Source organism: Methanocalculus natronophilus, assembly GCF_038751955.1.
In the GTDB taxonomy this organism is placed as follows: domain Archaea; phylum Halobacteriota; class Methanomicrobia; order Methanomicrobiales; family Methanocorpusculaceae; genus Methanocalculus; species Methanocalculus natronophilus.
In genome coordinates, this window is the sequence record NZ_JBCEXH010000004.1 from 98,442 (window position 1) to 124,323 (window position 25,882).

At 52.9% G+C, this 25,882-nt stretch carries 32 protein-coding genes and 2 tRNA genes; 17 read left to right on the top strand and 17 right to left on the bottom strand.

Annotated elements, in window-relative coordinates; all coding sequences use genetic code 11:
* Positions 1–45: 45 nt before the first annotated feature.
* The 7 genes from ABCO64_RS05995 to ABCO64_RS06025 all read right to left on the bottom strand — a co-directional run bounded on the left by ABCO64_RS05995 (position 46) and on the right by ABCO64_RS06025 (position 5,162).
* Complete coding sequence (locus ABCO64_RS05995) at positions 46–747, bottom strand: ribosome assembly factor SBDS (protein ID WP_253460513.1); 702 nt, start codon at positions 745–747, stop codon at positions 46–48.
* Between the two features lie 10 nt (positions 748–757).
* Entirely contained in the window at positions 758–1,483 is a 726-nt protein-coding gene (gene psmA, locus ABCO64_RS06000) for an archaeal proteasome endopeptidase complex subunit alpha (RefSeq protein ID WP_253460510.1), read from the bottom strand.
* Positions 1,452–1,961 (bottom strand): Rpp14/Pop5 family protein, encoded by a 510-nt coding sequence (locus ABCO64_RS06005; protein WP_253460507.1) that lies wholly within the window; start codon positions 1,959–1,961, stop codon positions 1,452–1,454. The genes psmA and ABCO64_RS06005 overlap by 32 nt, the downstream gene beginning before the upstream one ends.
* Positions 1,958–2,593, bottom strand: a complete 636-nt coding sequence (locus ABCO64_RS06010) for an RNase P subunit p30 family protein (protein WP_253460504.1) — start codon at positions 2,591–2,593, stop codon at positions 1,958–1,960. Before ABCO64_RS06010 ends, ABCO64_RS06005 begins: the two co-directional genes overlap by 4 nt.
* A 17-nt stretch (positions 2,594–2,610) precedes the next feature.
* A complete protein-coding gene (locus tag ABCO64_RS06015; RefSeq protein WP_253460500.1) occupies positions 2,611–3,195 on the bottom strand; it encodes a 50S ribosomal protein L15e in 585 nt (194 codons plus the stop codon).
* A gap of 69 nt (positions 3,196–3,264) precedes the next feature.
* Positions 3,265–3,768 carry a cyclic pyranopterin monophosphate synthase MoaC gene (gene moaC, locus ABCO64_RS06020; protein ID WP_253460497.1) on the bottom strand — a complete coding sequence of 168 codons (504 nt, stop codon included), beginning with the start codon at positions 3,766–3,768 and terminating at the stop codon, positions 3,265–3,267.
* Between the two features lie 5 nt (positions 3,769–3,773).
* On the bottom strand, positions 3,774–5,162 hold the full coding sequence (locus ABCO64_RS06025; protein WP_253460494.1) for an NAD(P)H-hydrate dehydratase: 1,389 nt from the start codon (positions 5,160–5,162) through the stop codon (positions 3,774–3,776).
* A 41-nt stretch (positions 5,163–5,203) separates the two neighbouring features.
* Between ABCO64_RS06025 and recJ the strand changes: the two genes are divergently transcribed.
* The 6 genes from recJ to pyrI all read left to right on the top strand — a co-directional run bounded on the left by recJ (position 5,204) and on the right by pyrI (position 9,533).
* Entirely contained in the window at positions 5,204–6,598 is a 1,395-nt protein-coding gene (recJ, locus tag ABCO64_RS06030; RefSeq protein WP_253460492.1) for a RecJ family nuclease, read from the top strand.
* Positions 6,582–7,025, top strand: a complete 444-nt coding sequence (locus ABCO64_RS06035; RefSeq protein WP_343089286.1) for a PUA domain-containing protein — start codon at positions 6,582–6,584, stop codon at positions 7,023–7,025. The genes recJ and ABCO64_RS06035 overlap by 17 nt, the downstream gene beginning before the upstream one ends.
* Positions 7,022–7,387, top strand: coding sequence for a nascent polypeptide-associated complex protein (locus ABCO64_RS06040; RefSeq protein WP_253460485.1), 366 nt, complete (start codon positions 7,022–7,024; stop codon positions 7,385–7,387). The genes ABCO64_RS06035 and ABCO64_RS06040 overlap by 4 nt, the downstream gene beginning before the upstream one ends.
* The gene (locus tag ABCO64_RS06045; RefSeq protein ID WP_253460482.1) at positions 7,384–8,112 is read left to right on the top strand and encodes a protein-L-isoaspartate carboxylmethyltransferase; all 729 of its coding nucleotides are present in this window, start codon (positions 7,384–7,386) and stop codon (positions 8,110–8,112) included. The genes ABCO64_RS06040 and ABCO64_RS06045 overlap by 4 nt, the downstream gene beginning before the upstream one ends.
* A gap of 63 nt (positions 8,113–8,175) precedes the next feature.
* On the top strand, positions 8,176–9,072 hold the full coding sequence (pyrB, locus tag ABCO64_RS06050; protein WP_253460479.1) for an aspartate carbamoyltransferase: 897 nt from the start codon (positions 8,176–8,178) through the stop codon (positions 9,070–9,072).
* On the top strand, positions 9,069–9,533 hold the full coding sequence (gene pyrI, locus ABCO64_RS06055) for an aspartate carbamoyltransferase regulatory subunit (RefSeq protein WP_253460477.1): 465 nt from the start codon (positions 9,069–9,071) through the stop codon (positions 9,531–9,533). The genes pyrB and pyrI overlap by 4 nt, the downstream gene beginning before the upstream one ends.
* A 49-nt stretch (positions 9,534–9,582) precedes the next feature.
* Here pyrI and ABCO64_RS06060 read toward each other — a convergent pair whose 3' ends face one another.
* Positions 9,583–10,041, bottom strand: a complete 459-nt coding sequence (locus tag ABCO64_RS06060; RefSeq protein ID WP_253460471.1) for a phosphopantetheine adenylyltransferase — start codon at positions 10,039–10,041, stop codon at positions 9,583–9,585.
* Between the two features lie 28 nt (positions 10,042–10,069).
* On the opposite strand from ABCO64_RS06060, the gene ABCO64_RS06065 reads away from it, so the two are divergent.
* Genes ABCO64_RS06065 through ABCO64_RS06080 form a run of 4 tightly spaced genes read left to right on the top strand, consistent with a single transcriptional unit; the run spans position 10,070 to position 13,596 of the window.
* Positions 10,070–10,561 carry a gamma carbonic anhydrase family protein gene (locus ABCO64_RS06065; protein ID WP_253460468.1) on the top strand — a complete coding sequence of 164 codons (492 nt, stop codon included), beginning with the start codon at positions 10,070–10,072 and terminating at the stop codon, positions 10,559–10,561.
* On the top strand, positions 10,554–11,831 hold the full coding sequence (locus ABCO64_RS06070) for a CoB--CoM heterodisulfide reductase iron-sulfur subunit A family protein (protein WP_253460465.1): 1,278 nt from the start codon (positions 10,554–10,556) through the stop codon (positions 11,829–11,831). The genes ABCO64_RS06065 and ABCO64_RS06070 overlap by 8 nt, the downstream gene beginning before the upstream one ends.
* Entirely contained in the window at positions 11,831–12,850 is a 1,020-nt protein-coding gene (gene mtnA / locus ABCO64_RS06075) for an S-methyl-5-thioribose-1-phosphate isomerase (protein WP_253460462.1), read from the top strand. The genes ABCO64_RS06070 and mtnA overlap by 1 nt, the downstream gene beginning before the upstream one ends.
* A gap of 44 nt (positions 12,851–12,894) precedes the next feature.
* Positions 12,895–13,596 carry a DUF116 domain-containing protein gene (locus ABCO64_RS06080; protein ID WP_253460459.1) on the top strand — a complete coding sequence of 234 codons (702 nt, stop codon included), beginning with the start codon at positions 12,895–12,897 and terminating at the stop codon, positions 13,594–13,596.
* Here ABCO64_RS06080 and ABCO64_RS06085 read toward each other — a convergent pair.
* From ABCO64_RS06085 to ABCO64_RS06095, 3 genes are all read right to left on the bottom strand, one after another.
* Positions 13,561–13,971 (bottom strand): polymer-forming cytoskeletal protein, encoded by a 411-nt coding sequence (locus ABCO64_RS06085; protein ID WP_253460456.1) that lies wholly within the window; start codon positions 13,969–13,971, stop codon positions 13,561–13,563. The genes ABCO64_RS06080 and ABCO64_RS06085 overlap by 36 nt on opposite strands.
* A gap of 23 nt (positions 13,972–13,994) precedes the next feature.
* The gene (locus ABCO64_RS06090; protein WP_253460453.1) at positions 13,995–14,852 is read right to left on the bottom strand and encodes a geranylgeranylglycerol-phosphate geranylgeranyltransferase; all 858 of its coding nucleotides are present in this window, start codon (positions 14,850–14,852) and stop codon (positions 13,995–13,997) included.
* A gap of 137 nt (positions 14,853–14,989) precedes the next feature.
* A tRNA-Arg gene (locus ABCO64_RS06095) sits at positions 14,990–15,064 on the bottom strand.
* Positions 15,065–15,125: 61 nt separating this feature from the next.
* Between ABCO64_RS06095 and ABCO64_RS06100 the strand changes: the two genes are divergently transcribed.
* On the top strand, positions 15,126–16,238 hold the full coding sequence (locus ABCO64_RS06100) for a tRNA (guanine(10)-N(2))-dimethyltransferase (RefSeq protein ID WP_253460450.1): 1,113 nt from the start codon (positions 15,126–15,128) through the stop codon (positions 16,236–16,238).
* A gap of 25 nt (positions 16,239–16,263) precedes the next feature.
* On the opposite strand, the gene ABCO64_RS06105 is transcribed toward ABCO64_RS06100, so the two are convergent.
* Positions 16,264–17,376, bottom strand: a complete 1,113-nt coding sequence (locus tag ABCO64_RS06105; RefSeq protein WP_253460448.1) for an OBG GTPase family GTP-binding protein — start codon at positions 17,374–17,376, stop codon at positions 16,264–16,266.
* Positions 17,377–17,402: 26 nt separating this feature from the next.
* On the opposite strand from ABCO64_RS06105, the gene ABCO64_RS06110 reads away from it, so the two are divergent.
* Entirely contained in the window at positions 17,403–17,657 is a 255-nt protein-coding gene (locus ABCO64_RS06110) for a hypothetical protein (RefSeq protein ID WP_253460446.1), read from the top strand.
* Positions 17,653–17,726, top strand: a tRNA-Glu gene (locus ABCO64_RS06115). Before ABCO64_RS06110 ends, ABCO64_RS06115 begins: the two co-directional genes overlap by 5 nt.
* 38 nt (positions 17,727–17,764) lie before the next feature.
* Here ABCO64_RS06115 and ABCO64_RS06120 read toward each other — a convergent pair.
* The 3 genes from ABCO64_RS06120 to ABCO64_RS06130 form a co-directional block, all read right to left on the bottom strand.
* On the bottom strand, positions 17,765–18,217 hold the full coding sequence (locus tag ABCO64_RS06120; RefSeq protein ID WP_343089306.1) for an SPASM domain-containing protein: 453 nt from the start codon (positions 18,215–18,217) through the stop codon (positions 17,765–17,767).
* A 161-nt stretch (positions 18,218–18,378) separates the two neighbouring features.
* Entirely contained in the window at positions 18,379–19,032 is a 654-nt protein-coding gene (locus tag ABCO64_RS06125) for a radical SAM protein (RefSeq protein ID WP_343089287.1), read from the bottom strand.
* A gap of 166 nt (positions 19,033–19,198) precedes the next feature.
* Positions 19,199–20,107, bottom strand: a complete 909-nt coding sequence (locus ABCO64_RS06130; protein WP_253458990.1) for a bile acid:sodium symporter family protein — start codon at positions 20,105–20,107, stop codon at positions 19,199–19,201.
* 522 nt (positions 20,108–20,629) lie between these two features.
* Here ABCO64_RS06130 and ABCO64_RS06135 point away from each other — a divergent pair.
* Positions 20,630–21,697: a helix-turn-helix domain-containing protein gene (locus ABCO64_RS06135; protein ID WP_253458988.1), complete on the top strand. Its 1,068-nt coding sequence runs from the start codon at positions 20,630–20,632 to the stop codon at positions 21,695–21,697.
* Positions 21,669–22,178, top strand: a complete 510-nt coding sequence (locus tag ABCO64_RS06140; RefSeq protein ID WP_253458986.1) for a PIN domain-containing protein — start codon at positions 21,669–21,671, stop codon at positions 22,176–22,178. Before ABCO64_RS06135 ends, ABCO64_RS06140 begins: the two co-directional genes overlap by 29 nt.
* Before the next feature lie 62 nt (positions 22,179–22,240).
* On the opposite strand, the gene ABCO64_RS06145 is transcribed toward ABCO64_RS06140, so the two are convergent.
* Both ABCO64_RS06145 and ABCO64_RS06150 read right to left on the bottom strand, forming a co-directional pair.
* The gene (locus tag ABCO64_RS06145) at positions 22,241–22,993 is read right to left on the bottom strand and encodes an ABC transporter permease (protein ID WP_253458983.1); all 753 of its coding nucleotides are present in this window, start codon (positions 22,991–22,993) and stop codon (positions 22,241–22,243) included.
* A gap of 4 nt (positions 22,994–22,997) precedes the next feature.
* Positions 22,998–23,978, bottom strand: a complete 981-nt coding sequence (locus ABCO64_RS06150) for an ATP-binding cassette domain-containing protein (RefSeq protein WP_253459000.1) — start codon at positions 23,976–23,978, stop codon at positions 22,998–23,000.
* A gap of 231 nt (positions 23,979–24,209) precedes the next feature.
* On the opposite strand from ABCO64_RS06150, the gene ABCO64_RS06155 reads away from it, so the two are divergent.
* A complete protein-coding gene (locus ABCO64_RS06155; RefSeq protein ID WP_253458980.1) occupies positions 24,210–24,413 on the top strand; it encodes a hypothetical protein in 204 nt (67 codons plus the stop codon).
* A gap of 244 nt (positions 24,414–24,657) precedes the next feature.
* The gene (locus ABCO64_RS06160) at positions 24,658–25,803 is read left to right on the top strand and encodes a geranylgeranyl reductase family protein (RefSeq protein WP_343089288.1); all 1,146 of its coding nucleotides are present in this window, start codon (positions 24,658–24,660) and stop codon (positions 25,801–25,803) included.
* The last annotated feature ends 79 nt before the right edge of the window (positions 25,804–25,882 follow it).

Below are 25,882 nucleotides of genomic sequence, written 5' to 3' on the forward strand. Positions count from 1 at the left end.
TCTCCGAGAGATGTCTTATTGTATTTGCGATTTGTTCCTATTAAGTTACTCTATGATTCTGACCTCGGCATCACCTTTGGAGATGCGGTTGACGAGCGAGAAGAACTCTTCCTGCATGCCTGCCGGGATTTTTACAAGGCAGATCCACGATCCATCAGCCTGCCACTCCTCCCGCTCCATCGTCACCATCGGGGATCCGGCAATCTCGCCGTATCCGCGTGGCGCGTGGTCCGGGGGAATTTTAACAGCGAATTTCCGTTCGGCAAACTTGATTGGGAGAACCGGCCTGAGCGCCCTGACAGTCTCTTTGACGAGTGCCTCAACAGATTTGAATGGGTCAAAATTGATCCTGACCTCCTCAAGCGCAAGTTCGATCCGCTGGGGAGGATGGGGCAGGTTCGTCTGGGGATTGATTGCGTTCCGGGCGATATAGGTGATCACCTGCCGCCGCTTATCTTCGGAACGCTGCTTCCGCTGCTCGGATGTAAGGTGAATCTCTCCCTTTTCGATGATTGCACGTGCGACTTCCTCAAATTCGGTTGTCTGAAAGACCTTTGTCAGGGCTTCGTCAGATGCCTTCTCGACATGAGCGGCATTCTCGTACACATACCGGGCTGCAACCGCATCCTCCACATCGATATCCCCGCCTTCCCGGATCGCCTGCGCCAGATCCGGGTCGACAAGGATCTCAAACCTCTCCCCATGGGATTCGAGGCGCGCGACAACGGCCTGATCGAGAGGGATCATTGTATGCACCTCACTGCTCGAATTCTTCGACGCAGATGGCGACTTCTTCCGGTGTCATCTTCCGGAACGTGCCCGCCTGGAGGGAGACCAGCCCAATCTCAACGGTATTCACATCGAACTTCCCCTCGGTTGCGGCATGGAGGGCCTTTAAGCCGAGGAGAATTGCCTCTTTGCAGGTGTGTTCGGGGTTATACTCTTCTTCAAAGACTTTCATAACCGCGGGTCTGCCGATACCGATGCCGGTTGCCTTGTACTCAAGCAGCGTCCCTGAGGGGTCGGTCTCGAAGAGGTGGCATGTACCATCTGCAATGCCTGCGATCAACAGGGCCGTTCCATAGGGGCGTGCACCCCCGAACTGGGTGTATGTCTGCATGTGGTCGCCGAGTTTTTTTGCCAGGGTCTCCACATCGATCGCCTCATCATAGGAGACGCGGTTGATCTGAGCCTCGACCCGCGCCCTGTCGACAAGTGCCCGTGCATCGCCGACGAGACCGGATGAAGCAACCCCGATATGGGCGTCTATCTGGAATATCTTCTCAATTGATGAGGGTTCAAGCAGCTTTGAGCTGACACGCTTGTCAACGATCAACACCGCTCCTTCCTTGCATTTTATTCCAACAGCAGTTGTTCCTCTCTTTACTGCCTCACGTGCATACTCGACCTGATAGAGGCGGCCGTCCGGGCTGAACACAGTGATCGCCCGGTCATATCCCATCTGATTTGGTTGTGGTTGCATTGACATTCTCCATATCGTCTTGTGTGAGAAATACTACTTCCTGACCTTTCATATCTCTTCTGATAAGGTCAATCTTTCCATCAGGGTACCGGAGCCCGCTTTGCTCCCTTCCGTTGATGGTGCAGGAGACGAAGACACCCTCAACTTCTCCTGACATTCTTCTCCTGATGGCTTTCAGTGTCCCCGAAGTGGCTACTGTCTCCAGGTGTACAGGGGTGTCGTTTACCTGGTGCACTGTAGCGACAGCTGCAGCGAGCATTCTCTCGCATCCCCGCCTGCACCTGAGTATCAGGAAATCTCCTTCGCGGCTGATTGTTGCGGTGTGGATGAGTGATGCGGTTGTATCCCCGAAGAGTTGGGTGACGCACCTGCTGACTGCATAGTAGAGATCACGCTCATCAGCAACCAGGCCTCGCGGCGTGATCCTGAGCAGGATATATCTCCGCTTCTCCCGGAGCGTCGGCGGAAGAACTTTCATCTGATCACCTTCGGCAGGTCTGATCCTGAAAAGAGATCCGGAACCGTGCCTAAAGCCTGGATCGTCTCGTCTTCTGTCATGCCAAAGAGTTCCGCAAGCAGCACCATCTCCCGGACAGACCGCTGGCCAAGAATGGACTCAGCCCCGCTCCCGAGTGCAAAGGAGAACCCAAATTTTCTCTGCAGGGCAAGCAGCTCCCGGTACCGGGAGAGCACCTTCTGCCGCATGTGGCCATGGCAGACTATGATCCTCCCGATATCCAGGTGAATGGCAATATGCCGTTTGGCAGCAAGTTTTGCTGTTACATGATCAAATGCATTTCTCTGTGTCTGGAAGAGATCGGTGAGGAGGTGCACCCCGTCTGTCTGGATGACGCTCCGGTTGAAGCTGTTCTCTCCTGCCTGCACTCCGATGATATCATAGGTTCTCTTTCTGACGGCCGCGTTCACTGCTTTTAACGATTTTTCGTGGACAATAGTTCCATTCAGAACCCTGACGCCTTTGATCTCTGTGTTTGGATGGCCAATGGCAACGACGGTGTCATAGCCAAATGCAGAGGCGGTGTCAGCCATCCGAAGCAGTGTCGAGTCACCCTTTGGGAAGGGATGGATGAAAACATCCGTGACCGTCATAAAAAAGAGAGAAGGGGTTATTTCCCCTGGTTTTTATGTGAGCGGATACTGGGCCGGGTCTTCTCAGTCCCTCTTCCACGGTGGCGCATACCACGGCCTTTCTTGCCTGCGGAGGTCTTCCCGCGGAAAGCCCGGTTCTTCTCATCGCAGATCCAGTTGAGTGTCGGATCATTTCTGATGCCGGGGTGGTCGCGATCAACCAGGATTACCTCGTAGAATTTCCGGACGCCGTCTTCACCAACCCAGTAGGAGTTTAAGACCTCCATATTCGGGTACTTCCGGCCTGCACGCTCTTCAGCGATCCGCTGGATGCTTTTGGCGGCTGTGACGCGGGCCATGCCCATCCGTGCAGTCCTCCGTCCCCTGACGTACCTGGACTTTCTGCGACCGCCCCTGCGTACCTGGGCGCGGACGACGATGATGCCCTGCTTGGCTTTATAGCCGAGTGTGCGGGCACGGTCGATACGTGTCGGGCGTTTGACCCGGACGACTGATTCCTCTCTCCTCCATTTCTGCATACGATGCCAGAGGAGCTTTTTTACATCCGTCTCGTCAGGTTTTTTCCATGCGGAACGGACATATGAATACATTGACTTTGACATGTTATTCTCCAGGTTCGGCTTACTGAATTGAAGCCACATTCCTTGACGGGAGCGATCCCGTGTTCTTTATTATTCGTCACCGGCAGACTTAAAGGATGATGGTTCAGCAAGGCTTTTCTCCTTCCTCACAACCGAGATTCCTTCAATCCGGGTTGCCGGGTACTGGCCATCCTCATCTTTCTCAGCAGACTTCACCATGTCCCATATGGTAAGAAGGGCTACCGAGACGCCGGTGAGAGCTTCCATCTCAACACCTGTCCTTCCGTAGGTCTTTACTGTGACGGTTGCCCCGATGGAGTCGGTATTTTCTGAAAATGATACGGTGACACCGCCAACCGGGATTGGGTGGCACATCGGGATGATCGTGGCTGTCTTCTTCACAGCCAGGATCGCAGCCACCTCGGCGGTTGCCAGGACATTCCCTTTTCGTGTCGTCTTTTCAGCGATGGCACGAAGCGTCTCAGCCGATAAGAATATTGTGCCGGTGGCGGTTGCTGACCGGTGACTGTCTGCCTTCTCCGTGATATCGACCATCCGGACACGATCACCTGCAAGATGCGTAAATTCAACCATTATTCTCATTCCCCATAGAGTATGCGTGAGAGGTGCAGAAGAAGATCGCCTGCGATCAGCCCATCTCCGATCTCTGTTGCTGCCTCTTCCCCGGCGCGCCCGTTTGCATATGCGGCAAGAGCTGCTGCTTCAAATGCGGGCATGCGGCAGAAGAGAGCGGCAGCAACGCCAGCCAGGATATCTCCTGTGCCGCCGACGGTCATGGCGGTGGTGCCGGTCCTGTTGAACCTGACGCGGCTGCCGTCACTGATAATATCACACGTGCCTTTTAGCAGCACGACACCTGTTTTTGAGGCTGCCTCCCGGACCAGATCTGAATCTCCCTTAAGGTTCCCCGTGGGCGACTCTCCAAATGCGCGCAGAAACTCGCCCGCGTGCGGAGTCAGGATTGTCTCCTTCCCACCAGGGAGCGGGAGACGTAGTGCATCTGCATCCACGACAACCCGCCGGGATGCCGCGGCAATCCTGACCACGGTCTCGTGGCTTTCAGTGCCAAGCCCGGGCCCGATAACGACAACGTCAGCGTCACGTGCATGGCCAAGAAGCAGCTCTTCATCTGCTTCCCCGAGCACCGACCCGGATATTGGCAGATGGATAAGATCTGGCAGATCGATCACATTCGGCGTTGCCACCCTGACGATATCAGCACCTGCCCGCAGCGCGGCAAGGCCTGCAAGGTATGGTGCACCCTGGTAGGGCCCGCCACCAACAACCAATACCTTCCCCCCGTCTCCCTTATGGGAACCTGTCTCCCTGGCAGGGATTTCGAGGAGGTCTCCCGGTCCGGTACAGCATTCCGCCTCGATTGGGATCCCGATATCGCAGACGGCATCTGATCTGCCTTTTGACCGGTGAAATGCCAGGATGAAGTCAGAGAGAATACCTGGTGTCGGGAGGTCTGCTGAAAGGATAGATGCACCTGATCTGTTCGCTGACTCCACAAGTGATGCAAGCGGCTCGCGCAGGCTTCCGCCCGCACCGGTTCCAAGGAGCGCGTCGATGATCAGGTCTGCACCATCAAAGAGGTGCTGCTGCTCTGCCACATCCTCCCTGCATGCGACCTCCTGCAGGGCGATACCACAGTATCTGAGTGCAGAGAGATTTGCTGCCGCATCACCGATCCGATCCCCTGCGGTATAGATACAGGTACATTTCGTATGGCGGGCAAGATGCCGGGCTGCGACAAAGCCGTCTCCCCCGTTATTGCCCTTCCCGCAGAGGATAAGAACCGACTCCGGGAATTGACTGAGTGCCCGGTCCGCAAGCGCTTTTCCTGCGGCCTCCATCATCTGGATTGTGGATACACCGAGTGCTTCGGCGTTCTTCTCGATCGCCTGCATCCGTCTGATCCCAACCGGCTCCCAATCGATCAACGCTGCTAACCAGGAAGGCATGACACACCATTCTTGTATGTGAAGATCGAAACTATTAGTGTATGGTTTTTGCTGACGATCTGGTGGAGGCATCCGAAATCGTCAGATCCGCATCTGCCGTCACCATTATCTCGCATATCGATGCTGACGGCATTGCAAGCGAGGCCATCATGAGGATGGCACTTGAGAGAGCGGAGATTCCTGTTCAGTCGGTCTTTCTCAGGCAGCTTGAACCCCTGATGATGAAGCGGGTTCCAAAGGACGACACGCTCAAACTCTTTGTTGATCTTGGAGCAGGCCAGCAGAACCTGATCGAAGGCCATGGTCTTCCTTTTGACGACGTGCTGATCCTTGACCATCATATCAGTCAGCCCTCGACCATCGGGTACAGGCAGGTAAACTGCCTCCCATACGGGATAACCAAGCTCTCTGCTGCCGGGATAGCCTACCTTGTGGCAAAGGAACTGGATCGCAGGAACCGGGACCTGGCAAAGCTCGCGGTTGTCGGAAACGTCGGTGACATGATGGCGCGTGAGGGGTGCGGGCTGGTCAGCGTTGCCCGTGCAATAGCCATGGACGGCGTTGAAGAAGGAAATGTCCTGGCTATTCCCCATGATCTCAACTGCTATGGCCTTTCCACGCGGCCGGTGCATATCTGCCTGAGCTACAGTGACGATCCGCCTATCCCCGGTATCAGCAATAACCCAAACGGCGCGCAGGCGTTCCTTGAGAAGCTTGGGATCTCCCTCCGGAACAGCGATGGGAACTGGCGGGTCTGGGAAGAACTGACGGCTGATGAGCGAAAGATCATCGTCTCGGCCCTGGTCGAACAGCTGATTGCCCATGGTGAACCAGTCGAGCGGCTCTTTGGCGAGTCCTATATCTTCCCTGACGAAGCATTGCGATCCCCTCTCAGGAATGCCTCTGAATATGCGACGATGCTGAATGCCTGCGGCAGGTGGGCACGTCCCGTCATCGGGAGCGCCGTCTGCAGCGGTGATCGGGAATTGCTGTACCAGGAAGCGGAGCATATGCTCAGGCACCACAGGAGTGTCATCAGGGAACTCTTCCAGTACATCCTCGATACCGGTGTTGCAAGAACAGACCATCTCCAATGGATACATACGCGTGATCTCTTCCCCGATACGATCGTTGGTATCGGTGCGGGGATGGCACTCTCAAAACTGAACCGGAGATACCCGATCATGGTCTTCTGCAACCTCCCCGATGATCCGGACGTGGTGAAGGTATCGATGAGAACCATTGATAAGGTCGTCCGTTCCGGAATCGATCTCCAGGCAGCGCTCTGTGAGGCGTCTGATTCTGTGGGTGGAGCCGGGGGCGGCCATGCAATTGCCGCAGGAGCATATATTCCTGCAGGAACGGAGGAAGATTTTGTCAGAAGAATCGATGAGATCCTCGCACGCCAGTCTGCGCAGGGTGCGGAAAATAGCTGAATTCCAGTTTGGGCGCGGAGCCGGAGTTGCACTCTTTCCAGAGGAGTGTACATTCCAGTACTCGACATCGAAGCGGATACGCTATGTCCTCCATGATGGTGTGAGGCTTGCAACAGTCCGTGCGCAGGATGGCCATCTGACACTCAGTTTTGTCGGGGCGTCCCGTCTCTTTGCATTTCTGAAGCCGCCTGCTGCCCGCGTTGTGGTGATGGAAGATGCAGTGCCGTTTGTCGCGGCTGGAAAGAATGCGATGGCAAAACACGTTGTATCGGCAGATCCGAAGATCCGCGCCGAAGAAGAGGTATTTGTGGTGGCTGAGGATGGCACCCTGCTTGCAACGGGGATGGCGCTCCTCTCCGGAACCGAGATGCCTGACTTTAAGTACGGCGGTGCCGTACAAGTACGACAGGGAAGGGATAAACAATGATGCCCGGTGGAATGAACCCAAAGAAGATGAAACAGATGATGAACAAGCTCGGCATGAAGATGGATCCGATTGAAGGTGTAACCCGTGTTATTATCGAATCTGAAGGCGGGAACTACATCTTTGACGAAGCCGAGGTTGTGGTTATGTCGGTGCAGGGCACGGTAACGTACCAGCTGACCGGCGAACCCCGGTTTGAAGCCCCGAAAGTGGCAGATTCAGAGCCTCTGGACGTCGAGATCACTGATGATGATGTTCAGCTTGTCGCCATGCAGACAGGTGTTTCTGAAGACGCAGCCCGTTCTGCACTTCTAGAGGCAAACGGAGATATTGCTGAAGCAATCATGAAACTTGGCAGCGAATGATCCAGGAGGGTGATCGCGTCATCCTGGTTGGATCCAGACGCGAGTATTATCTCAGGGCGGGACCTGGAAAATTTGGATCTGATGCAGGAGAGATTCAGCTCCCTGATCTCATCGGGAAGATGCCGGGAGAGATAATCGAGACGCATCTTGGGAAGAAGTTTCTCATCAGGGTTCCGCGTCCTCCTGATCTGTTTGCACATGGGAAGCGGAGCGGCGCCCCGATGCTCCCAAAAGATATCGGTATGGTGATTGCCTATACCGGCATGAACAGAAAAGACACCGTTCTTGATGCAGGCACCGGGAGCGGGGTTGCGGCTCTCTATTTCGGGGGGATCGCAGGTCATGTCGATACGTATGAGATACGCCCGGAATTTGCAAAACTCGCAGAGAAGAATATAGCAGATGCCGGCCTTGAGACGGTAACGGTTCATACCGGGGATCTTCTTTCTGCATCCGGCAGCTACGATATTGTGCATCTCGATATGATGATTGGGAGGGAACATGTCGTCCATGCCCACTCGCTCCTTGTTCCGGGAGGGTTCTTTGTAAGTTATACGCCCTTTTTTGAGCAGACCTTTGCTGTGATGGATGCCTGTTCTGATATCTTTCATGGCGGGGTTACCTGTTTTGAGTGTATGGAGCGTGAACTGACACGGAGCAACCGTGGGACACGGCCGTCAACGAGAGTTGGCCACAGTGGGTTCCTCACCGTGGCACGAAAATGATCCTCTCGTTTTATCTTGATGGCGCGGCAACAGAGGTATAGAACCCAAGAGCGGCGATTCACGATGCATCACATCATCTCGATCAGGGAGGTATCCAGGGAGGAGATCGATGATATTCTCGATCGCGCGTCTGCGATTGACTCCGGCAATTTTGATTCTGAAGCCCTGAAAGGGAAAATTCTTGCAAATCTTTTCTTTGAACCAAGTACCCGGACACAGATGTCATTTGCCTCGGCGATGATGCGGCTTGGCGGGTCGGTCATCTCGCTTGGATCGGTTGAGGCAAGTTCGGTTGCAAAAGGCGAGACACTGGCAGACACTATCCGGGTTGTCTCAGGTTATGCAGATGCCATTGTATTGAGGCATCCATTGGAAGGGGCAGCACGGTTTGCATCTGAGTCTGCAACCATCCCTGTCATCAATGCCGGAGATGGTGCAGGCCAGCACCCGTCCCAGACACTCCTTGATCTCTTCACCATCCGGCAGTCGATGTCCCTTGAGAAGATCAATATCGGGTTTTTGGGTGATCTCAGGTACGGGAGGACCGCCCATTCGCTTGCTGCCGCGCTCTCACGCTATGATGCCCGGATACATACGATAACGCCAAAAGGGCTCGAACTCCCACCGGGACTGACAGAAGATCTCATCGAGTACGGGACAGACATAGTCGTCCATGAGCATCTAGAGGATGTTGTGGAGGATCTTGATGTGCTGTACGTCACGCGAATCCAGAGGGAGCGGTTTCCGGATCCCGCTGATTATGCCTCGATTGCCTCCAGCTACCGGGTGACACCTGACGTTATCCGGGGTGTGTCAGATCGGTTCCTCCTGATGCATCCGCTTCCACGGGTTGATGAGATAGATCCCCGTGTCGATGCTCTTCCCTGTGCCCGGTACTTTGAACAATCCAGAAATGGTGTGCCCGTCCGTATGGCGATGCTCCAGAAGGTGTTTTTATGAAAGGAAAGCCTGAAGACGGACTCCTGATCAGCCCTATACGGAACGGGACAGTCATCGATCATATTGCAGCAGGCGAAGGACTCCCGGTTCTCCGCATCCTCGGGATCACCGGCAGGACAACAGAAGAACTCTCTGTTGCGACAAATGTGGAGAGCAGACAGATGGGGAAGAAGGATATCGTCAAGATCGAGAACCGCGAACTTGTCAAGGAAGAGGTCGACAGAATATCCTTAATTGCCCCAAAGGCGAGCATCAATATCATCCGTGAGTACCGGGTTGTCCAAAAGATTGGTGTTGAGATACCCTCTGAAGTGGTTGGGGTGATCCGCTGCCCAAATCCTGCCTGTATCTCAAATGCAAATGAACCTATCCGGAGCTTGTTTGCCTGCCAGCGGAGAGGATACCGGTGCAGGTACTGCGATACCATGATCACCCGGGATGTTGGATCCTACATCGTCTGATTCTCTTCCTTTCTGCTTTTCCCGGACTGCCACACAGCCAGAAACTGCATTATTCGATCGGGTGGCCTTCCAAATCGATCTCCCCGCGGCAGATCCGGGTGCTTGAGACGATCTTCCCGTCATCTGCCATGATACAGTGTATCTGGTAGATATCCACTTTCTTCATCCCTTTCCTGCCCCGTATCCGGTTGATCTCCTCGGCGACAGGAAACGTCTCTTCAGAGACGACAAGTGCTTCAAAATCCTCAGTGAGTGCAGATCCAAACCTATCCGTTAAGCACTCGATCCGGTGGCCTGCAGGAAAACCAGCTGAACTGATCCATGCGTCCAGTTCCCTCAATCGATCTTCAAAGGGGCGGACAGGATGGGTCTTTGCAGATGCAAAATCATCAGAAGTAAGTCCTATTGTGACAAAACCGCCTTTCCCAGCGATTTCAAAGGATCGTGTCAGGAGCACTTTATGGCCGACATGAAAGGGATCGAAGGTGCCCCCTACCATAACGTTCATGCAAGAATCCTTCTACATATATACTCTTATGTGTAGTGGTGGACTCACCGGATTGTGTGGATTTGTTGCAGAAAATGCCACAATCATTGGAGATGTGGTTTGTGGAAAAGACGTGAGTGTCTGGTTTTCTGCGGTTATCCGGGGAGATCGCGAACCCATTGTTGTTGGTGACGGATCAAATATCCAGGATAATGTGGTTGTCCACGCAAGCCCAGGCTATCCGGCAACAATTGGAAAAGAAGTCTCTGTTGGGCATGGAGCAATAATCCATGGCTGCACCATCAGAGATGAGGTGCTCATTGGAATGGGTGCGATTGTGATGAACGGTGCGGTGATCGGATCTGGGAGCATCATCGGCGCGGGTGCGGTTGTGACTGAAGGAAAGACAATCCCGGAGAATTCGCTTGTCCTTGGTGTTCCTGGGAAGGTTGTTGCTATGACGAATGCAGAGCAGCGGGAATCCATCCTGAAGAATGCAACAGACTACCGGGAACTTGCAGCGAGGTATACCAATGCGTAGAGTTGTTGTTATTGGGGGTGGTGTTGCCGGTATCCAGGCTGCGCTTGATGTGGCAAACCATGGGATCCCGGTCACCTTAATTGAACGTGAACCGACTATCGGCGGCCATATGGCCCAGCTGGACAAGACGTTTCCGACAAATGACTGTTCGATGTGCATCCTCTCGCCGAAGATGGTAGATGTCGAGCGGCATCCCCTCATCACTATCAGGACTATGACCGAGGTCACCTCAATTGAAGGCGAACAGGGAGCGTTCCGGGTGAATGTTGTCGGGCACCCGCGCTATATTGACGCATCACGCTGCACCGGGTGCGGGGACTGCGAGGAGATCTGCCCGGTTGAGGTCTATAACCGCTTCGACGCCGGTATGGGGGTGAGAAAGGCGATCTATAAAGCGCATCCGCAGGTAGTCCCGAATCTCGTTGTCCGTGATGCAGAGCATTGTATCGAATGCGGCCTCTGCTATGATATCTGTGGAAGGGAGGCTGTTCTTCGTGAGGATGCAGAGAAGAGAGAGGTGATCGAGGCAGGGAGCATCATCATCGCAACCGGCTACCAGCTCTTTGATGCCCGGAAGAAGCAGATCTTTGGGTATCTCCGCTACCCCGATGTTCTGACAAGCCTTGAGTTTGAACGGATGATCAATGCGAGCGGGCCGACCGGCGGCGCTCTCAGACGGCTCTCGGATGGAACGGTTCCGCGCTCAGTTGTCTTTGTCCAGTGTGTCGGATCCCGTGATATTCCGCTGCAGAGGCCATACTGTTCATCAGTCTGCTGCATGTATGCCCTGAAGAATGCGATGCTGATCCTTGAACACTATCCTGAGACGGAGGTTTCTATCCTCTACAACGATATCCGGGCATATGGAAAAGGATACGAAGAGTATCGGATGCGTGCCGAGGAAGCAGGCGTCAATCTGGTTCGTGGCTTCCCCGGTGAAGTGACTGAAGGCAAGGATGATCTCATCCTCCCGATCGAGGATACAGAGACTGGTGAATTCATCAGTCTCCATGCGGATCTTGTGGTGCTCTCCGCCGGGTTTGAGCCGGTTCCCGACACACAGGAGCTTGCCCGCCAACTCGGCCTTGAGATGGATGAGAACGGGTTTTTGAACACAACCGATGCAAAACTTGATCCCGTTGGAACTGTTCGTCCCGGGATTTACTGTGCCGGTACTGTCACTGCACCCCGTGATATCCCTGATTCGGTGATGACCGCTGGAGCTGCTGCCATGCGGGCGACACGGGATATCCTGATGTCTGGTGAATAATGCGAACGCGGACGATCTGGTGGGAGGAAGCAGGTGTCGGTATGATCGACCAGACCCTTCTTCCGGGTGCGTATACAGAGATTGTGACTCCTGACCTGGCCGGCCTGATCCATGCCATCCAGACTCTCAGGGTTCGCGGGGCGCCAGCACTTGGGGTTGCCGGGGCATACGGCGTTGCCCTTGCCTGTAAGCATGCGCTTGACGGGCCTGAGGGTGCCTTCTACTCCCGTGTCCAGCAGGATGCGGGCCTGATACGTACTGCCCGCCCGACAGCAGTCAATCTCGGGTGGGGTGTTGATCGGGTCATGGCTGCTGTGAAAGCCTCGCAGAACCCGGAGCAGGCATTTCATGAAGCACTCTCCTGCGCAGAACGCCTGGCAGATGAGGATGAGGAGACCTGCCGCATGATCGGAGGACATGGTGCTGGCCTGCTTCCGGATGAATGCACCGTCCTGACACACTGCAATGCCGGTGCCCTTGCCTGTGCTGCGTATGGGACTGCTCTTGGTGTTGTCAGAAGCGCTGTGGCTGATGGGAAATTGGTCTCGGTTCTCTCGTGTGAAACCCGCCCCCTCCTCCAGGGTTCCCGCCTGACAGCGTGGGAGCTTGAGAGGGATGGTATCCCGGTGACGACGATTATTGATTCTGAAGCGGCGTTTTTGATGCAGAAAGGTGCAGTCGACTGCGTCATCGTTGGTGCAGACCGGATCTGCGCTGACGGTGTCTTCAATAAGATCGGGACATACATGCACGCGGTATCTGCACACCATCATGGCATCCCGTTCTATGTTGCCGCTCCACACTCAACCTTTGACTCCAACCGGCGTGTGGCTGATGTGATCATCGAGGAGCGCGGCCGTGACGAGGTGGCATCATTTTGTGGCACGAAGACGGTACCGGATACTGTGCCTGTCCTGAACTATGCCTTTGACGCGACACCGCTTTCCCTGGTGACCGCAATCATAACCGAGGAAGGTCTGATCAGGCCCCCGTATGATCATCCCTGGCTCCTGCCCTGAAGCAAGGTGCTAAGCATACAGAGGATCAATAATCTGAATACTATATGTTCATTCTCGATCCAACATGGGAACGCCTGATGGTCATCCTTGGAGAGGTGACGCTCTTTGTCGCTCTCTTCCTCTTTGCCCTGGCAATAGTCATGGCGATTCTGATCGTCACCTCGATCCGGTCGGGGCGTGTCATCTTCCCTGCTCTCTTACGGCCCTTTCTTGTTCTCCTTGAAGGTGTTGTGAAAAGTATCTGCACCTTTATTGGCATTGAGCCAGGTGAGCTGCTCCGCTTTATGATCCGGCTTGATAACCGGATGAATACCCAGGCATTTGCCGAGATACCTGTCGAAAAACGTGCGGTATTTCTGCCACAGTGCCTCCGCTCCGCGAAATGCCCGGCTCACCTCACCCCTGAAGGTCTCGTCTGTGTTAGTTGTGGCGGATGTGATCTGGGTACAACCATCCCGGCTATGAAATCCCTTGGATACAGGATTTTCATCATACCGGGATCAACGTTTATTAAACGGATGGTGCAGAAGTATCATCCCGAGGCGATCATCGGTGTCGGGTGTCTCATGGAGGTGAAAGAGGGGCTTGATATGTGTAACCGGGTTGGCCTTGTCGGGATGGGTGTCGTGACGATGAAGGACGGGTGTGTCGAGACGATCGTCGGCTGGCAGGATCTCTTTGATGTGGTCAGTATCGGGATCGATCCGGAATCAATCCCCGATAATCTTCACATTTCGTCCAATTAAGGTTCCTGATGTTATCTTGCCGTATATGAGGACAGAATTGTCTGTTTTCACATCCCCGACCACGGCGCCGGGACGGATGATGATATCTCCTCCTGCCTCGATCCCATTGAGTACTGCCCGATCACAGATCGTCACATTGTCATTCACATAGATCTTCCCCTTGACAACGGCATCATGGCCTATAAAAGCGTTCTCGCAGACGATCTCGCCTTCCACTGTTGATTGCGGCCCGAGGTTTAAGTCACCCTCGACAACGAGTCTCCCCCAGAAGTGCGTCCTCTGCGGCGCCATGAAATCTCCGTGGATCTTGACGTTTCCTTCAAAATAGGATCCCGGCCTGGCGATATAGGTGTTATTTTTCTTATAAATCCTCATCGTTCCCCTCTCTTACTAAGCCTTTAGTTCATCGGCATTAATATTTCTATTCCGCTTGCCGCCATAAATACGAGCAGGGCGACGTACATCAGGTACTTGAGATGCGTTGTTGCATCAAGGCCGCGGATGCATACAGGTGTTGCGCAGGCCTGTGTCTTCCATATCAGCTTCAGGATCGCCAGATCAACTATGATTATTCCGACAAGGTAGGGGAGTCCCCACCAGAGGTAGGGGATGAAACTGGCGATGACAGCGAAAATGACGGAGACAAATGCAACATGAGCTGATTTCCTGATCCCGATTCTCATCGGCAGGGTAGTTGCTCCGCCAGCGCTGTCGCCATCAACATCTTCTGCATCTTTTAGGATCTCGCGTGCGAGTGTGCCAAAGAGGGTGATTGCAGCGAGCGGCAGGGTGATGATGATCCCTTCAACACCCGCAAGTGCGCCGCCGAAGAGGAAGATGCTTCCTGAAAGGTATGCAACAGCAAGGTTACCTGCCAGTATGGTGCGTTTCAGGGTGCGTGCATAGAGGATCAGCAGAAGACTGTTGAAGAGGGCGATTGCCAGACAGATCGGGTTTGTCAGGACCGCACAAGAGACTCCTCCGAGAAAGAGAAGCGAGGCATAGAGATACGCTGATCTGATACGTATTTCTCCTGCGGGTATCGGCCTGTCAGGACGGTTGATGGCGTCGATTGCGGCATCATATGCATCATTGATAGTGTTGCCAGCAGCAGTTATGAGAAGAGCTGCTCCAAAGAGGAGCAGGACTTCCGGGATGAGTGTGCCGGTTGCGATGAAATAGGCAAGAATCGCGGTTGCACCTGATATGGTTGCATTTGCCGGCCGCGTGATCCTGACATATGCTCGGATATGCATTCTACAGGAGAATAGGCTCTGCTCCTATTTTGTCATTCGCCTCTGCTACTGTTTTTGTCTGGATACTGCTGATGCCTGGAACAGGCTGACTGGAAATGTTGCCTTCCAGGCTGGATATTTTTCTCTATAAAAACGAGCGGGCATGGAGGGATTCGAACCCCCGACCATTAGCTTAGGAGGCTAACGCCCTATCCTGACTAGGCCACATGCCCTGTTGACCATTATTCTTCGGGTGACGAAGGTATAAGGTTTGCGAAAAACCAGATTGTAGGAATGGATCTTGCTCAGATCACAGAAGGGATAACAGAGGTCTATGTTCCCCGGCAGGATGATTCACTCCATTTCCCGCCGGGTTCAGCAGAGGTCTTCTTCAACAGGCGGATGGAGCTGAACCGGGATGCAACGATTCTCCTGCTGCGTGAATGTATTCCATCTGAGTATCTTGACCTGATGACGGCAACGGGTATCAGGGCGCTGCGGGTGGCACATGAATGCGGGATACCCGTGATAGCAAATGATCGTGACTCTGATGCGATCCGGCTGCTGAGGTTCAATGCCCAAAAGCTTGGTGTATCTCTCCGTGTGGTGAACCGGGACGCAAATGCGCTTTTATCTTCTGAGAGGTTTGATGCGGTTGATCTCGATCCCTTCGGGAGCCCGGCACCCTTTCTGGATTCTGCAATCCGGTCTGCCCGGCGGTTTCTCTTTGTGACTGCAACCGATACTGCACCACTCTGCGGCGCCCACCTGAAGGCGGGGATGCGGCGGTATGCGGCAAAACCGATGAATACCGATTACCATCCTGAAGTCGGGCTCAGGATGCTGATTGGGTATGTGGGCCGTGAAGTGATGAAATATGATCGGGGGATCGAACCGCTCCTCTCGTTTGCATTTGAACATTTCCACAGGACACATATCAGGATGGTGCCGGGTGTGCGTGCGGCAGAGCAAACCCTTCGATCGCTTGGGTTCATTCACCATTGTGCGTCCTGTTCGTATCGTGAGGTGGAAGCAGGAATTTTGCCGGGCGCTGTCTTCTGTCCCCGGTGCGGGAGGAAGGCAGATCCGATCGGTCCGCTCTGGATTGGTGCAATTGCAGATCGAAAACTGGCTTTTCTGCTGCACCAGCAGGCAGAGGTGATGAGACTCGGATCAAAGGCCCGGCTCTCACGCCTCCTGAAGATGATTTCTGAGGAGGAAGAGGTTCTTCCACACTATGATTATCACAAGGAAGCAAAAAGGCTTGGTGTCTCGCCACCCGCAATGGATACGCTTCTCACGCGTCTTATTGAGGCAGGGTATGCGGCAAGCCGTGCGCATTATTCAGGCACAGCTCTTCTGACAGATGCTCCAGTTGAGGTATTCGAAGCCGAGCTCTCCAGGTGAGGTAGAGGCACGGCCGGGTAGTTTGTTAGAGTTTTGTGACGATCGTCAGGATATCGCCGTCTGCAAGGACGTGCGGCAGGCTGACACGCTGTGCATCGTGCTTGACTGAATCTCCCCAGACTTTTGCATACCTGAACCTGTCCACAAAATCCCGGTGGAGCCGGTTACAGACATCCTCAACGGTACTGCCTGACCGGACAATCAGGGGCTCCTCCATGTCGGCAGGGCCGCCAACAGGTTTTAGGAAGATCTGGATGAATCCAAGGTGCTCATAGATTGCGTCTTTCAGCCCATCGATATTGTATCCCGAATGAGCCGAGATCATGATCGGGTGCTGGCCGAACTGGCTTTTCAGATTTTTGACTATCTCTTTTTTTGTCTGGTCATCAACGAGATCCACCTTGTTAATCGCGATGAAGGCAGGGATGTAGCGGCGGTTGCCGATCATCGCATCAATGAAATCCTCCTGGCTGATATTTCCACGGACCAGCACGTCAGCATTCATGATCTTGTTTTCAGCTAGGATCGACCTGATCTCTTCAAGATTTATCTCCACCGGCCCGACGGTGTTCAACCTGACACCGCCCATTCCGGTCTTCTTGATGGTGATGTCAGGTTTTGGGGTATTGACCCTGATTCCGGCATCATAGAGTTCCTTCATCAGGACATCGACGTGCCTGTCATTGAAGACATCGCCAAGGATGATGATCAGATCAGCCGTCCTGACAACTGCAATCACCTCTTTTCCACGGCCTTTCCCCATTGCAGCACCGGCGATCAAGCCCGGAATATCCAGGATCTGGATCTTTGCGCCTTTATACTCCATCAGGCCGGGCACAACAGTGAGCGTGGTGAATGCATAATCTGCGGTTTCGCTCTTTGTGCCGGTCAGCTGGTTTAAGAGGGTAGATTTACCAACAGATGGAAAGCCAACGAGAACAACGGTTCCGTCACCAGATTTTCTGACGGAATAGCCTTCCCCGGTGCCAGAGGATTTCATGGCCCTTGAGACTGCCTCGTCTTTCAGCTTGGCCATCTTGGCTTTCAGGCGGCCGATGTGGAGAGATGTTGCCTTATTGTATTTGGTATTCCTGAGCTCATCCTCAATTTCCCGGATCTGCTCTTCAAGGCTACTCATTCCAATATAATTCGTCCCCGGATGACATGAATCTATGGCAGGGTGCGCAAAACAGCGGGCAATCCGGCAGGATCAGGGTTGACGTTCTGCCGGTGGCGGGAAGGCAGCAGGAATGCAACAGGAAGGTAATAGAAATGCAACAGGAATGCAACGGAAAAATAAGCGGGACGGTTCGCGGGAAATGTGTGCATATGGAGGGTAGAGAAGAGGCTGATGCGGCAAATATCATAAGGATTAAATATTCTTGTGACGCAGTTATTAAAGCACAAATTGCCTGCTGATATAGTGTAGTCGGCCAATCATGTAGGACTCTCACTCCTACGACTGGGGTTCAAATCCCCATATCAGCATACCAGGCTTCTTTTCCCAAACGAATTAAATAAATCGTCTATGCATCTCCAGATAGCCTTTTTTTGAAATTCAGATACTTCAGCAAAACGCTAAATCTCCGCCTCTCAATCTCTGGATAGCCAGCGTATTCTCTCTCTGCAACATCCTTCCATTCACTGGCGATATCTTTCACTTTCAAGGCATACTCTTCTGCGCTTTCCGGACATTCTCTATGTGTGGATTTGGCACCAGTTTCCCGGACTATCTCTACAAATGTATCGGGTGTATCCATCATGGGGCAGGAACGGAGTGGATTATTGGTAAAAGGCTGGGCTTTTCTGAAAGCCCTGAAAAAGGGAGAACGCATAGCTTCCTTGAGCGAAACCTCGTTGATATTGCTATCTGAGTAATGACAGAAAGCACAGGGCTCAACGTCTCCGCGGGCATTAATATGGAGATAGCCATTCCCGGCAGCCACGCACCCATACACTTTGTGCCCGTCGTTGAACATGTCTACAATGGTAAAATCATGTTTGTTCCTGAAATCATCCAATCTCTTCCGTACATAGGCTCGCTTATTGGCATCTAAACAGAGGGAAAGATCAGCATCTCTGCCCACAGGGCGATAGCCAAAAGCCCAGCCATACCATGCCCCCTGCTCCTTTAAAAAGGTTAAAAATTCTTCGCTCGTAATGCTCTTGTAATTCTGGCTATGGTAACAGAGAGAGAAGCCGAAACTGATATCATGGGTTTTAAGAGGTTCATGGACCGGATGGCCCGTGAAAATGAACCTTCTCCACGTCTGAAATCGTTCTCCTCTTCGAATCCTTCGATGCTTATGAAAACGGATAAATTCCTGAGCTTCGCCATCTGCTGAACAAGCGCTTCATCGATCAGTGTTCCATTTGTGAAAGCAGCAAAAAATAAATCTCTGTGTGTGGATGCGAGCTTTAGAATGTCTTTCTTCCGAAGGAGCGGTTCTCCACCTGTCATCAAAATATCCATTGCACCCAGTTCTTTTGCTTCACGAATCACTTCATCCAGCTTCTCATATGAAAGATGATCGCTCTTGGTGTACTCTCCTGCCCAGCAGCCCCTGCATTTCAGGTTGCATGCATTTGTCGGGTCGATCAGAACTTCCCGGGGAACTGCACACGTGTATTTAAAACAGTTGTAGCACTCTTTGAATGCCCGACCCCCTGACAGGGTCAAAAAAGACAAAAGTGTGCTTGCATTTAACAATTCCCGTTTGCGATAGGCATAGTCCCTATGGTGAGGGTAGCTGGGAATGGCCTTCTTTTCGCCCATTATGGTCATGTATCGCATATCCAACCACATCCTGAAGCGCATTCTCTAAAAAAGCTTTCATTCAAAAAACCATTCGCAAGCCTCATGTCAGTGGGTACGTTCTTGATCCCCTGTCAAAAAAGTTTTGCCTGCCATCCCGGATCAGACAGTATACGTTTTACGTCAGCCAGGAACCGCTCTTCTTCTATGGGCGGATAGCTGACGTTGTCCGGGATAGTGTTTTCTTCTTGTTTTTCCGCTTTTTCTGAAAGATCAACCCTCCAAACAGCATCATGAAGATGATCCCGAATATGGCGATCACAAGGACCATGAACATGATCTGGGGGTCCCTGAAATTGGCGGTGACGACGACGAGGGCCGCAGAGATGTTCCTGAATCCCGTTCCAAACGAAAGGACCTCCCGGCTTCCGCTCTCTCTCCCTGCCATCAGGTGGCCGATCCCAAAGGATCCAAGGATAAAGAGAATCGCAACCAGCACTCCCTGGAGCCCAAGAACTGCACCGGCTTTCACGGTGAAATCGCTTGTGAAGAGGATGAAGGTATAGATGAGGAGCACAAGGATGATCGAGAGATCTGAGGTCCTGCTGATGAGTGGATGAATCCGTTTTGCCATCTCAGGCAGCCGTGCCCGCAGTGCCATCGTGATGATGAGCGGGATGAGCATGAAGACGATGAGATAGAGTATTGTGTTGGTCTTATCGATTGCGACACTACCGATCATGAAGGGGAGGACTGCTGGCATGTACATGATGGTTGCCAGAATCAAAATCATCGTCAGCCCGACGGCATAGGCAACATCACCCTTCATAATCGAGATTGCTTTTGGGAGCGACGGTGCACCCGCAGCGGCGGCAACGATCAGAAGGCCGGTTGCAAGGCCTGTATCAAGGGGAAAAATCCTGAGAATCAGAAGGGCAAAGAGCGGGACGGCAACAAAATTTGCAATAAGCGAGATGGAGAGGAGCCCTTTCTTCTTCCATGGGGCAATGATCTCCTTTACCGTCAGGTTGAGTCCCATGGCGGCAATGCTGGTAACAACAAAAAACCAGATCGCATAATTGCCGATATCTGATACCAGCGGATTTACAACCACCTTTTCCCCTCCCGGGTTCATAGGTTTGTGCCGGAAGTTAAAAAACGGTTGTAATTGTCCGTCTCATTACTGAGAGCCCGTCATAACAACACCCCTCCTGATTTGATGGGCTCCTTTCAAACAGAGAACTGATAAAACATTTCATCTTCTTTACGATTACTTAAAAAAGGAAAAACAATCCGGATGCTGGGTTTGTATTAAATACAGAGTCGTGGATTAGCAACATTCCTGTTATAGGCAAATTCCTTGCCAGATGATAAGGTATGAAAAAACTTCCAACCGGTCAGTAATACCTATGAGCTACGGTGGCCATAACGGTTTCTCTCCTGAATGCTCTTTTGATAGCACCTGGAATTGACACAGAAACACCATCCGGAAATGATGTGTCGTGGATCTGCCCACTGACAGGCACACGTTCAATACATAACATAGGGTTATGCTTTGGGTTACAAATATATGTTCCAAAGTTCATTTTGTAAACAAAGTCTTCAGGGTGAATCAGGAGAGGGGGTGTAATTGTTCATGACCATTGGAGAGCGTATCAGAGTACGGAGGAAGTGTCTTGGGCTGTCTCTGCGCGATATGGCACAGAAGATCGAGAGATCGCATACAACAGTGGATAAATTTGAAAAGGGTCTTCTCGTGCCTGATTCGGGGGTGTTGATCCGTCTGAGCGAAGTCCTTGAGATACCGCTTGCTGCACTTCTCAGGCCGTCCCGCCATACCCATGAGATACCAGATGGCCAGATCAGTTTCCGGACAAAAAAGATCAGCGGAAAGGAGAGAATGCGTATTGAAGCAGAGACGAAAGACTGGCTGGAGCGGTACCTCTCCATTGAAGAGCTGAGCGGAATCCGCAGAATATTTGAGATGCCTGCAGGATTCCCAAGAGAAGTCTCATGCTATGATGAGGTTGAGCAGGCAGCAGATGTTCTTCGGAAAGCCTGGGTTCTTGGGGATCATCCCGTTGATAACCTCACCTCATTGCTTGAAGATAAGGGCATGAAGATTGGGATCATCAGGGGGATTACGAAGTTCGATGCCCTCTGCACCCGTTTTGGGGATGATCTTGTCATCCTGATGCGAGATGGGCTCTCGTATGCACGGCAGAGGTTTACCCTTGCCCATGAGCTTGGTCACTGCCTCCTGATACCGGGGGACGGTATGGATCATGAAAAAGTAATGCACCGGTTTGCTGGTGCATTCCTGGTTCCATCCACACGAGCCTTCTTTGAACTTGGAAGCAGCCGCAGGCAGATATCTGTTCACGAACTTGCGCTCTTGAAAGAGAAGTACGGACTCTCAATGAGTGCATGGATATACAGGGCATCTGATCTTGGTATTATTTCAGCAGATACCCATACCAGGATGAGGAAAGAGTTCTCAGTGCTTGGATGGAATCGAAAGGAACCCGGTGATGAAAAGGCAGGCGATGATCCAGTCTCCCTCGAATCACTTGTCTATCGATCCCTTGCAGAAGGTATCATCTCTGTCTCAAAGGCAGCAGAACTCTTAAACCAGAATATCGCTGAATTTTACGTTCTGAATGGAGACGCTTCGCGTGACAGCACGGCAACTGTATGTCATTGATACGAACGCGATCATCGATCTGAATGAAGCGGATCTGATTTCGGATCTCTTTCAACTGCCCTGCAGTTTTGTCGTCTCAGATTTCGTCCAGAAAGAGCTGTTGCATCCTCCGTTTACTGCGCTTCTCGATCTGGGGCTCTCTGTCCTGTCTCTGAGTCCGGATTCAGTTCGGGAATTGATGGGTCTGATTGACAGGTATCCGCAACCTTCCTATGCCGATCTCTCTGTTATGGTTCTTGCAAAACAGGTGAAGAGACCTCTCCTTACCGGAGATCGGGCGCTCATCCATGTTGCGGTTGCCCAGGGGGTTGAATGGTGTGGCACCTGCTGGCTACTGGATTACATGGTGAATTCAGGAGTGATAACCCCTGAGAGGGCTATCACTGCTTTGCAGAGGATGCGTTTACGTAAGCGCAATCCGCCGCAGGATGAATGCCGACAGCTTGTCATGCAATGGAAGAAATATCGGGGTATATTCTGATCATCTGAAGCCAGCCAATCAGATTGGGTTTATAAATCCCTCATTTTCTTCCCTAATCCCAACTACACAGACGCCTTCCTGAAAAGAAATGCCCCTATAACAATCATCACCACCGTGCTGGCACTGAGCACCGCAAGGCTTACAAGCGGGTGGATTGCCGAGGTGCCGAGGAGTCCATACCTGATTCCTTCGACACCATGGGTGAGCGGGTTTGCAAGTGTCAGGGGAATTACCCACCCAGGGAGGCTTTCAATCGGGAAGAGTGCGCCTGAGAGGCCGAAGATCGGGAAGACAACAAAGTTCATGATCAGCTGGAACCCGTGCATATCCTCCATCCTTGATGCAATTGCGATCCCAAGTGCTGCAAAACAGATGCCAATCAGTGTCATGAAGAGGAAGGCGATTGCAAAACCCGGAACGGAAGGCAGGCTGATCCCGATGAAGAGCGATAAAACAAGGATGCATGCTCCCTGTATGACGGCTGTTGTCGCCCCGCCAACGGTCTGCCCGAGCATGATCTCAAGCCGCGAGACCGGTGCGACCAGCGTCTCTTTCAGGAACCCAAACTGCTTGTCCCAGATGATCATGATCCCTGAAAAGACCGAGGTGAAGAGCACTGCCATTGCGATGATCCCCGGCACCAGGAACTGGATGTAGTTCACCCCGGAATCCCCCGGCAGATCCACAACAGCATTCAATCCGAATCCGAGTGCGAGAAGGAAGAAGATCGGCATGCCAAGACTGCCGACGACCCTGCTCTTTGAGCGGACATAGCGCTTGACACTCCTGAGCCAGAGGGTATAGATAATATCCATCGGTTTAGTTCCTCCGTGGCATCATCATCCGCATGCGATCAAGGGATCCGGCTTCTTCTTCCCGCATGCTCCGTCCTGTATAGTGAAGGAAGACATCCTCTAACGTGGGTTTCTTGATCGAGAGTGAGCTGATCAGATTGCCGTTGCTGCCAACCATCCGGATGAGGTCAGGTATATGCTCTTCTGCTGACCGAAGCCTGATGAAGACCTCACCGTCATGGTGTGTAGCGCCGATAATCCATGATGCGGCGAGCCCCGCAGCAATTTCTGCAGCATCCGGTGAGGTGAGCGTCACCAGATCCCCGCCCACCATCTTCTTCAGGTTCTGCGGTGTATCCATCGCGACTATTGTTCCACGATCGATGATGGCGACACGATCACAGAGGCGGTCTGCTTCATCCATGTAGTGCGTGGTGAGGATGATGGTGATGCCTTTTGTTCTGTTCAGGTTCTGGATATAGTCCCAGAGGTGGTTTCGTGTCTGGGGATCAAGGCCGAGTGTCGGCTCGTCAAGAAAGAGGACTGATGGTTCATGCAGAAGCCCGCGGGCAATCTCAAGCCGCCTGCGCATTCCGCCCGAATAGGTCTTCACCAGGCTCTGCTGTCGATCTGTTAGCTCAACAAGCCGAAGCAGCTCATCAATTCGCTCCTCCCTGACTTTTTTGGGGATGCGGTAGAGCCTGCCATGAAAGTCCATGTTCTCCCATGCAGTCAGCTCTTCGTCAAGGCTCTGGTCCTGAAAGACAATACCTATTGATTTCCGTACTCCATCTGCATCCTTCTGGATATCAATGCCATTGAGAAGAGCAATACCGCCTGTTGGTTCAAGGAGGGTGGCGAGCATGGAGATGATGGTCGTCTTGCCAGCCCCGTTTGGACCGAGGAGTCCAAACACCTCTCCTTCACGGATCTCAAAGGAGACGCTATCTACAGCGGTCAGGTCGTGAAATCGCTTGGTGAGGTTTTCGACGATAATAGCACTCATTGCTTCTCCATCTGCCGTGATTATGCAGGCTGCCTGTATGCGGGTATTGTCTGCTTCTCCCTGGTGTTGTTCTATGCAGTAATTGTATAGAAGAACCTGTTTAATTCTATTCTTCATGACAAAGTTCCTTCTCCTGCAACCCAGCCGGAACAATCCGGGCTGCTGCTTCACAATTCCACCAGAGCTTATTTACCATCACCTGCCAATCTCTCATATATCGAGGATTCTGGTATGCCGGATGAGTGGAAGGTGACAGTCACCGTCACCCTGAAGGTGGGCGGTGCAGCAACGAGGAAGGAGGCCGAGAAAGCGGCTCTTGAACGCCTCTTTGCCCTGATGAAGAAAGGCACAGACGCTATCCCCTGGGAGACAACTGTTGTGCCGCTGAACGAGCCGAAGAGCGATGAGCCGATCTTCGGGGTGAAATGGGAGTAGGGATGGGTATTTCTCCTGTAAAACGTGTGATTCTCCTGTGTCAATCCGGCACATCTCTCTTCTGAAACCTCTTCTGAAACCGGGGATGCACCAATGCTCTCTTCTCTTCCACCCCTGCTGGTTTTCCAATCTCCCTTTCTCTCTCTCTCTCTCTCTCTCTCTCTCTCTGAAACCACAGGTGCGCCTCACCTGTGAAAAAAAGCACGTTTTAATCTGCTGGCTCACATACCAATCAAGGCGCAGCATGTATGATATCGTCGTCGTCGGGGCCGGGCCGGTTGGTGCAACAGCTGCCCGTCTCTCGGCAGAAGCAGGTCTCTCGACTCTCCTTATCGAAGAACATGCCACAATCGGGCATCCCGTTCAGTGTGCCGGACTCCTCAGCTCGTCGGCATTTGCAGAATGTGAAGTCGGGCACAGTTCTGTTTTGAACACCGTTTCTGGGGCCCGGTTTGTCTCCGGCAGGGGAAGCGAACTCACCTTTGATGCAAAGGAGACGAAAGCCTGCGTGGTTGATCGCACGCTGCTGGATCGTGAGATGGGCAAAGCTGCCGCAGATGCAGGAGCCGAGGTCAGGCTGAAGACACGTGCGGAATGGCTTGGACCCGGGCTTCTCAAAACTCGAGGCATCAGGGGAGGAGAAGAGATCGGCTGCCGGATCTGCATTGCCGCAGATGGCGCACGGAGCGGTATTGCACGATCCGCAGGCCTTGGCCGCCACCGACTGGTACTTGGAGGAATCCAGGCTGAAATCCCTCATGAATGCGATCCCAGGTTCGTTGAACTGCATCCTGACGCATCACCCGACTTCTTCGGATGGGTAATCCCGGTCTCTTCATCCAGAGTAAGGGTTGGTCTTGCCGGACGCGCTGATCTTCCTGCCCGGTTTGAGGCATTCATCAGGAACTATGCTGCCAGCTCCATTCACTGTGTCACAGGGGCAATCCCGCTTGGGCCTTTGGAGCAGACATATGCTGATCGCCTCATGATCTGCGGGGATGCAGCAGGACTTGTGAAGCCCACTTCCGGCGGCGGTATTTATACCGGCATCCGTTCGGCCCGCCATGCCGTGGCAACAGCGGTGCGGGCGTTTGAAGTGGGGAATACAACAGCTGAGGCACTGTATACCTATGAGCGGCTCTGGAAGGCTGACATGGGCCGCGACCTCGCACTTGGGATGCAGATCTACCAGATGCGGTGCAGGATGACCGGGGATGATGTTGACCATGCCATCCGGACACTCTCTGATCCTGAGGTCCTGAAAATTATTGTGGAAGAAGGCGATATGGATCGGCCGGGAAAGCTCATCCGCCGCCTCCTCTTCAGGCCTGATCTTCTCCCGCTCTTTGGAAGGCTTGGGATTATGCAGCTGCTCCGGAGCCTGCAGTAGCATCACACCCTCCCTGCCTCCGGATGGCATCGTCTATTTTTGCATCCCACAGAAAAACATGCCTGATCGCAGAATTCAT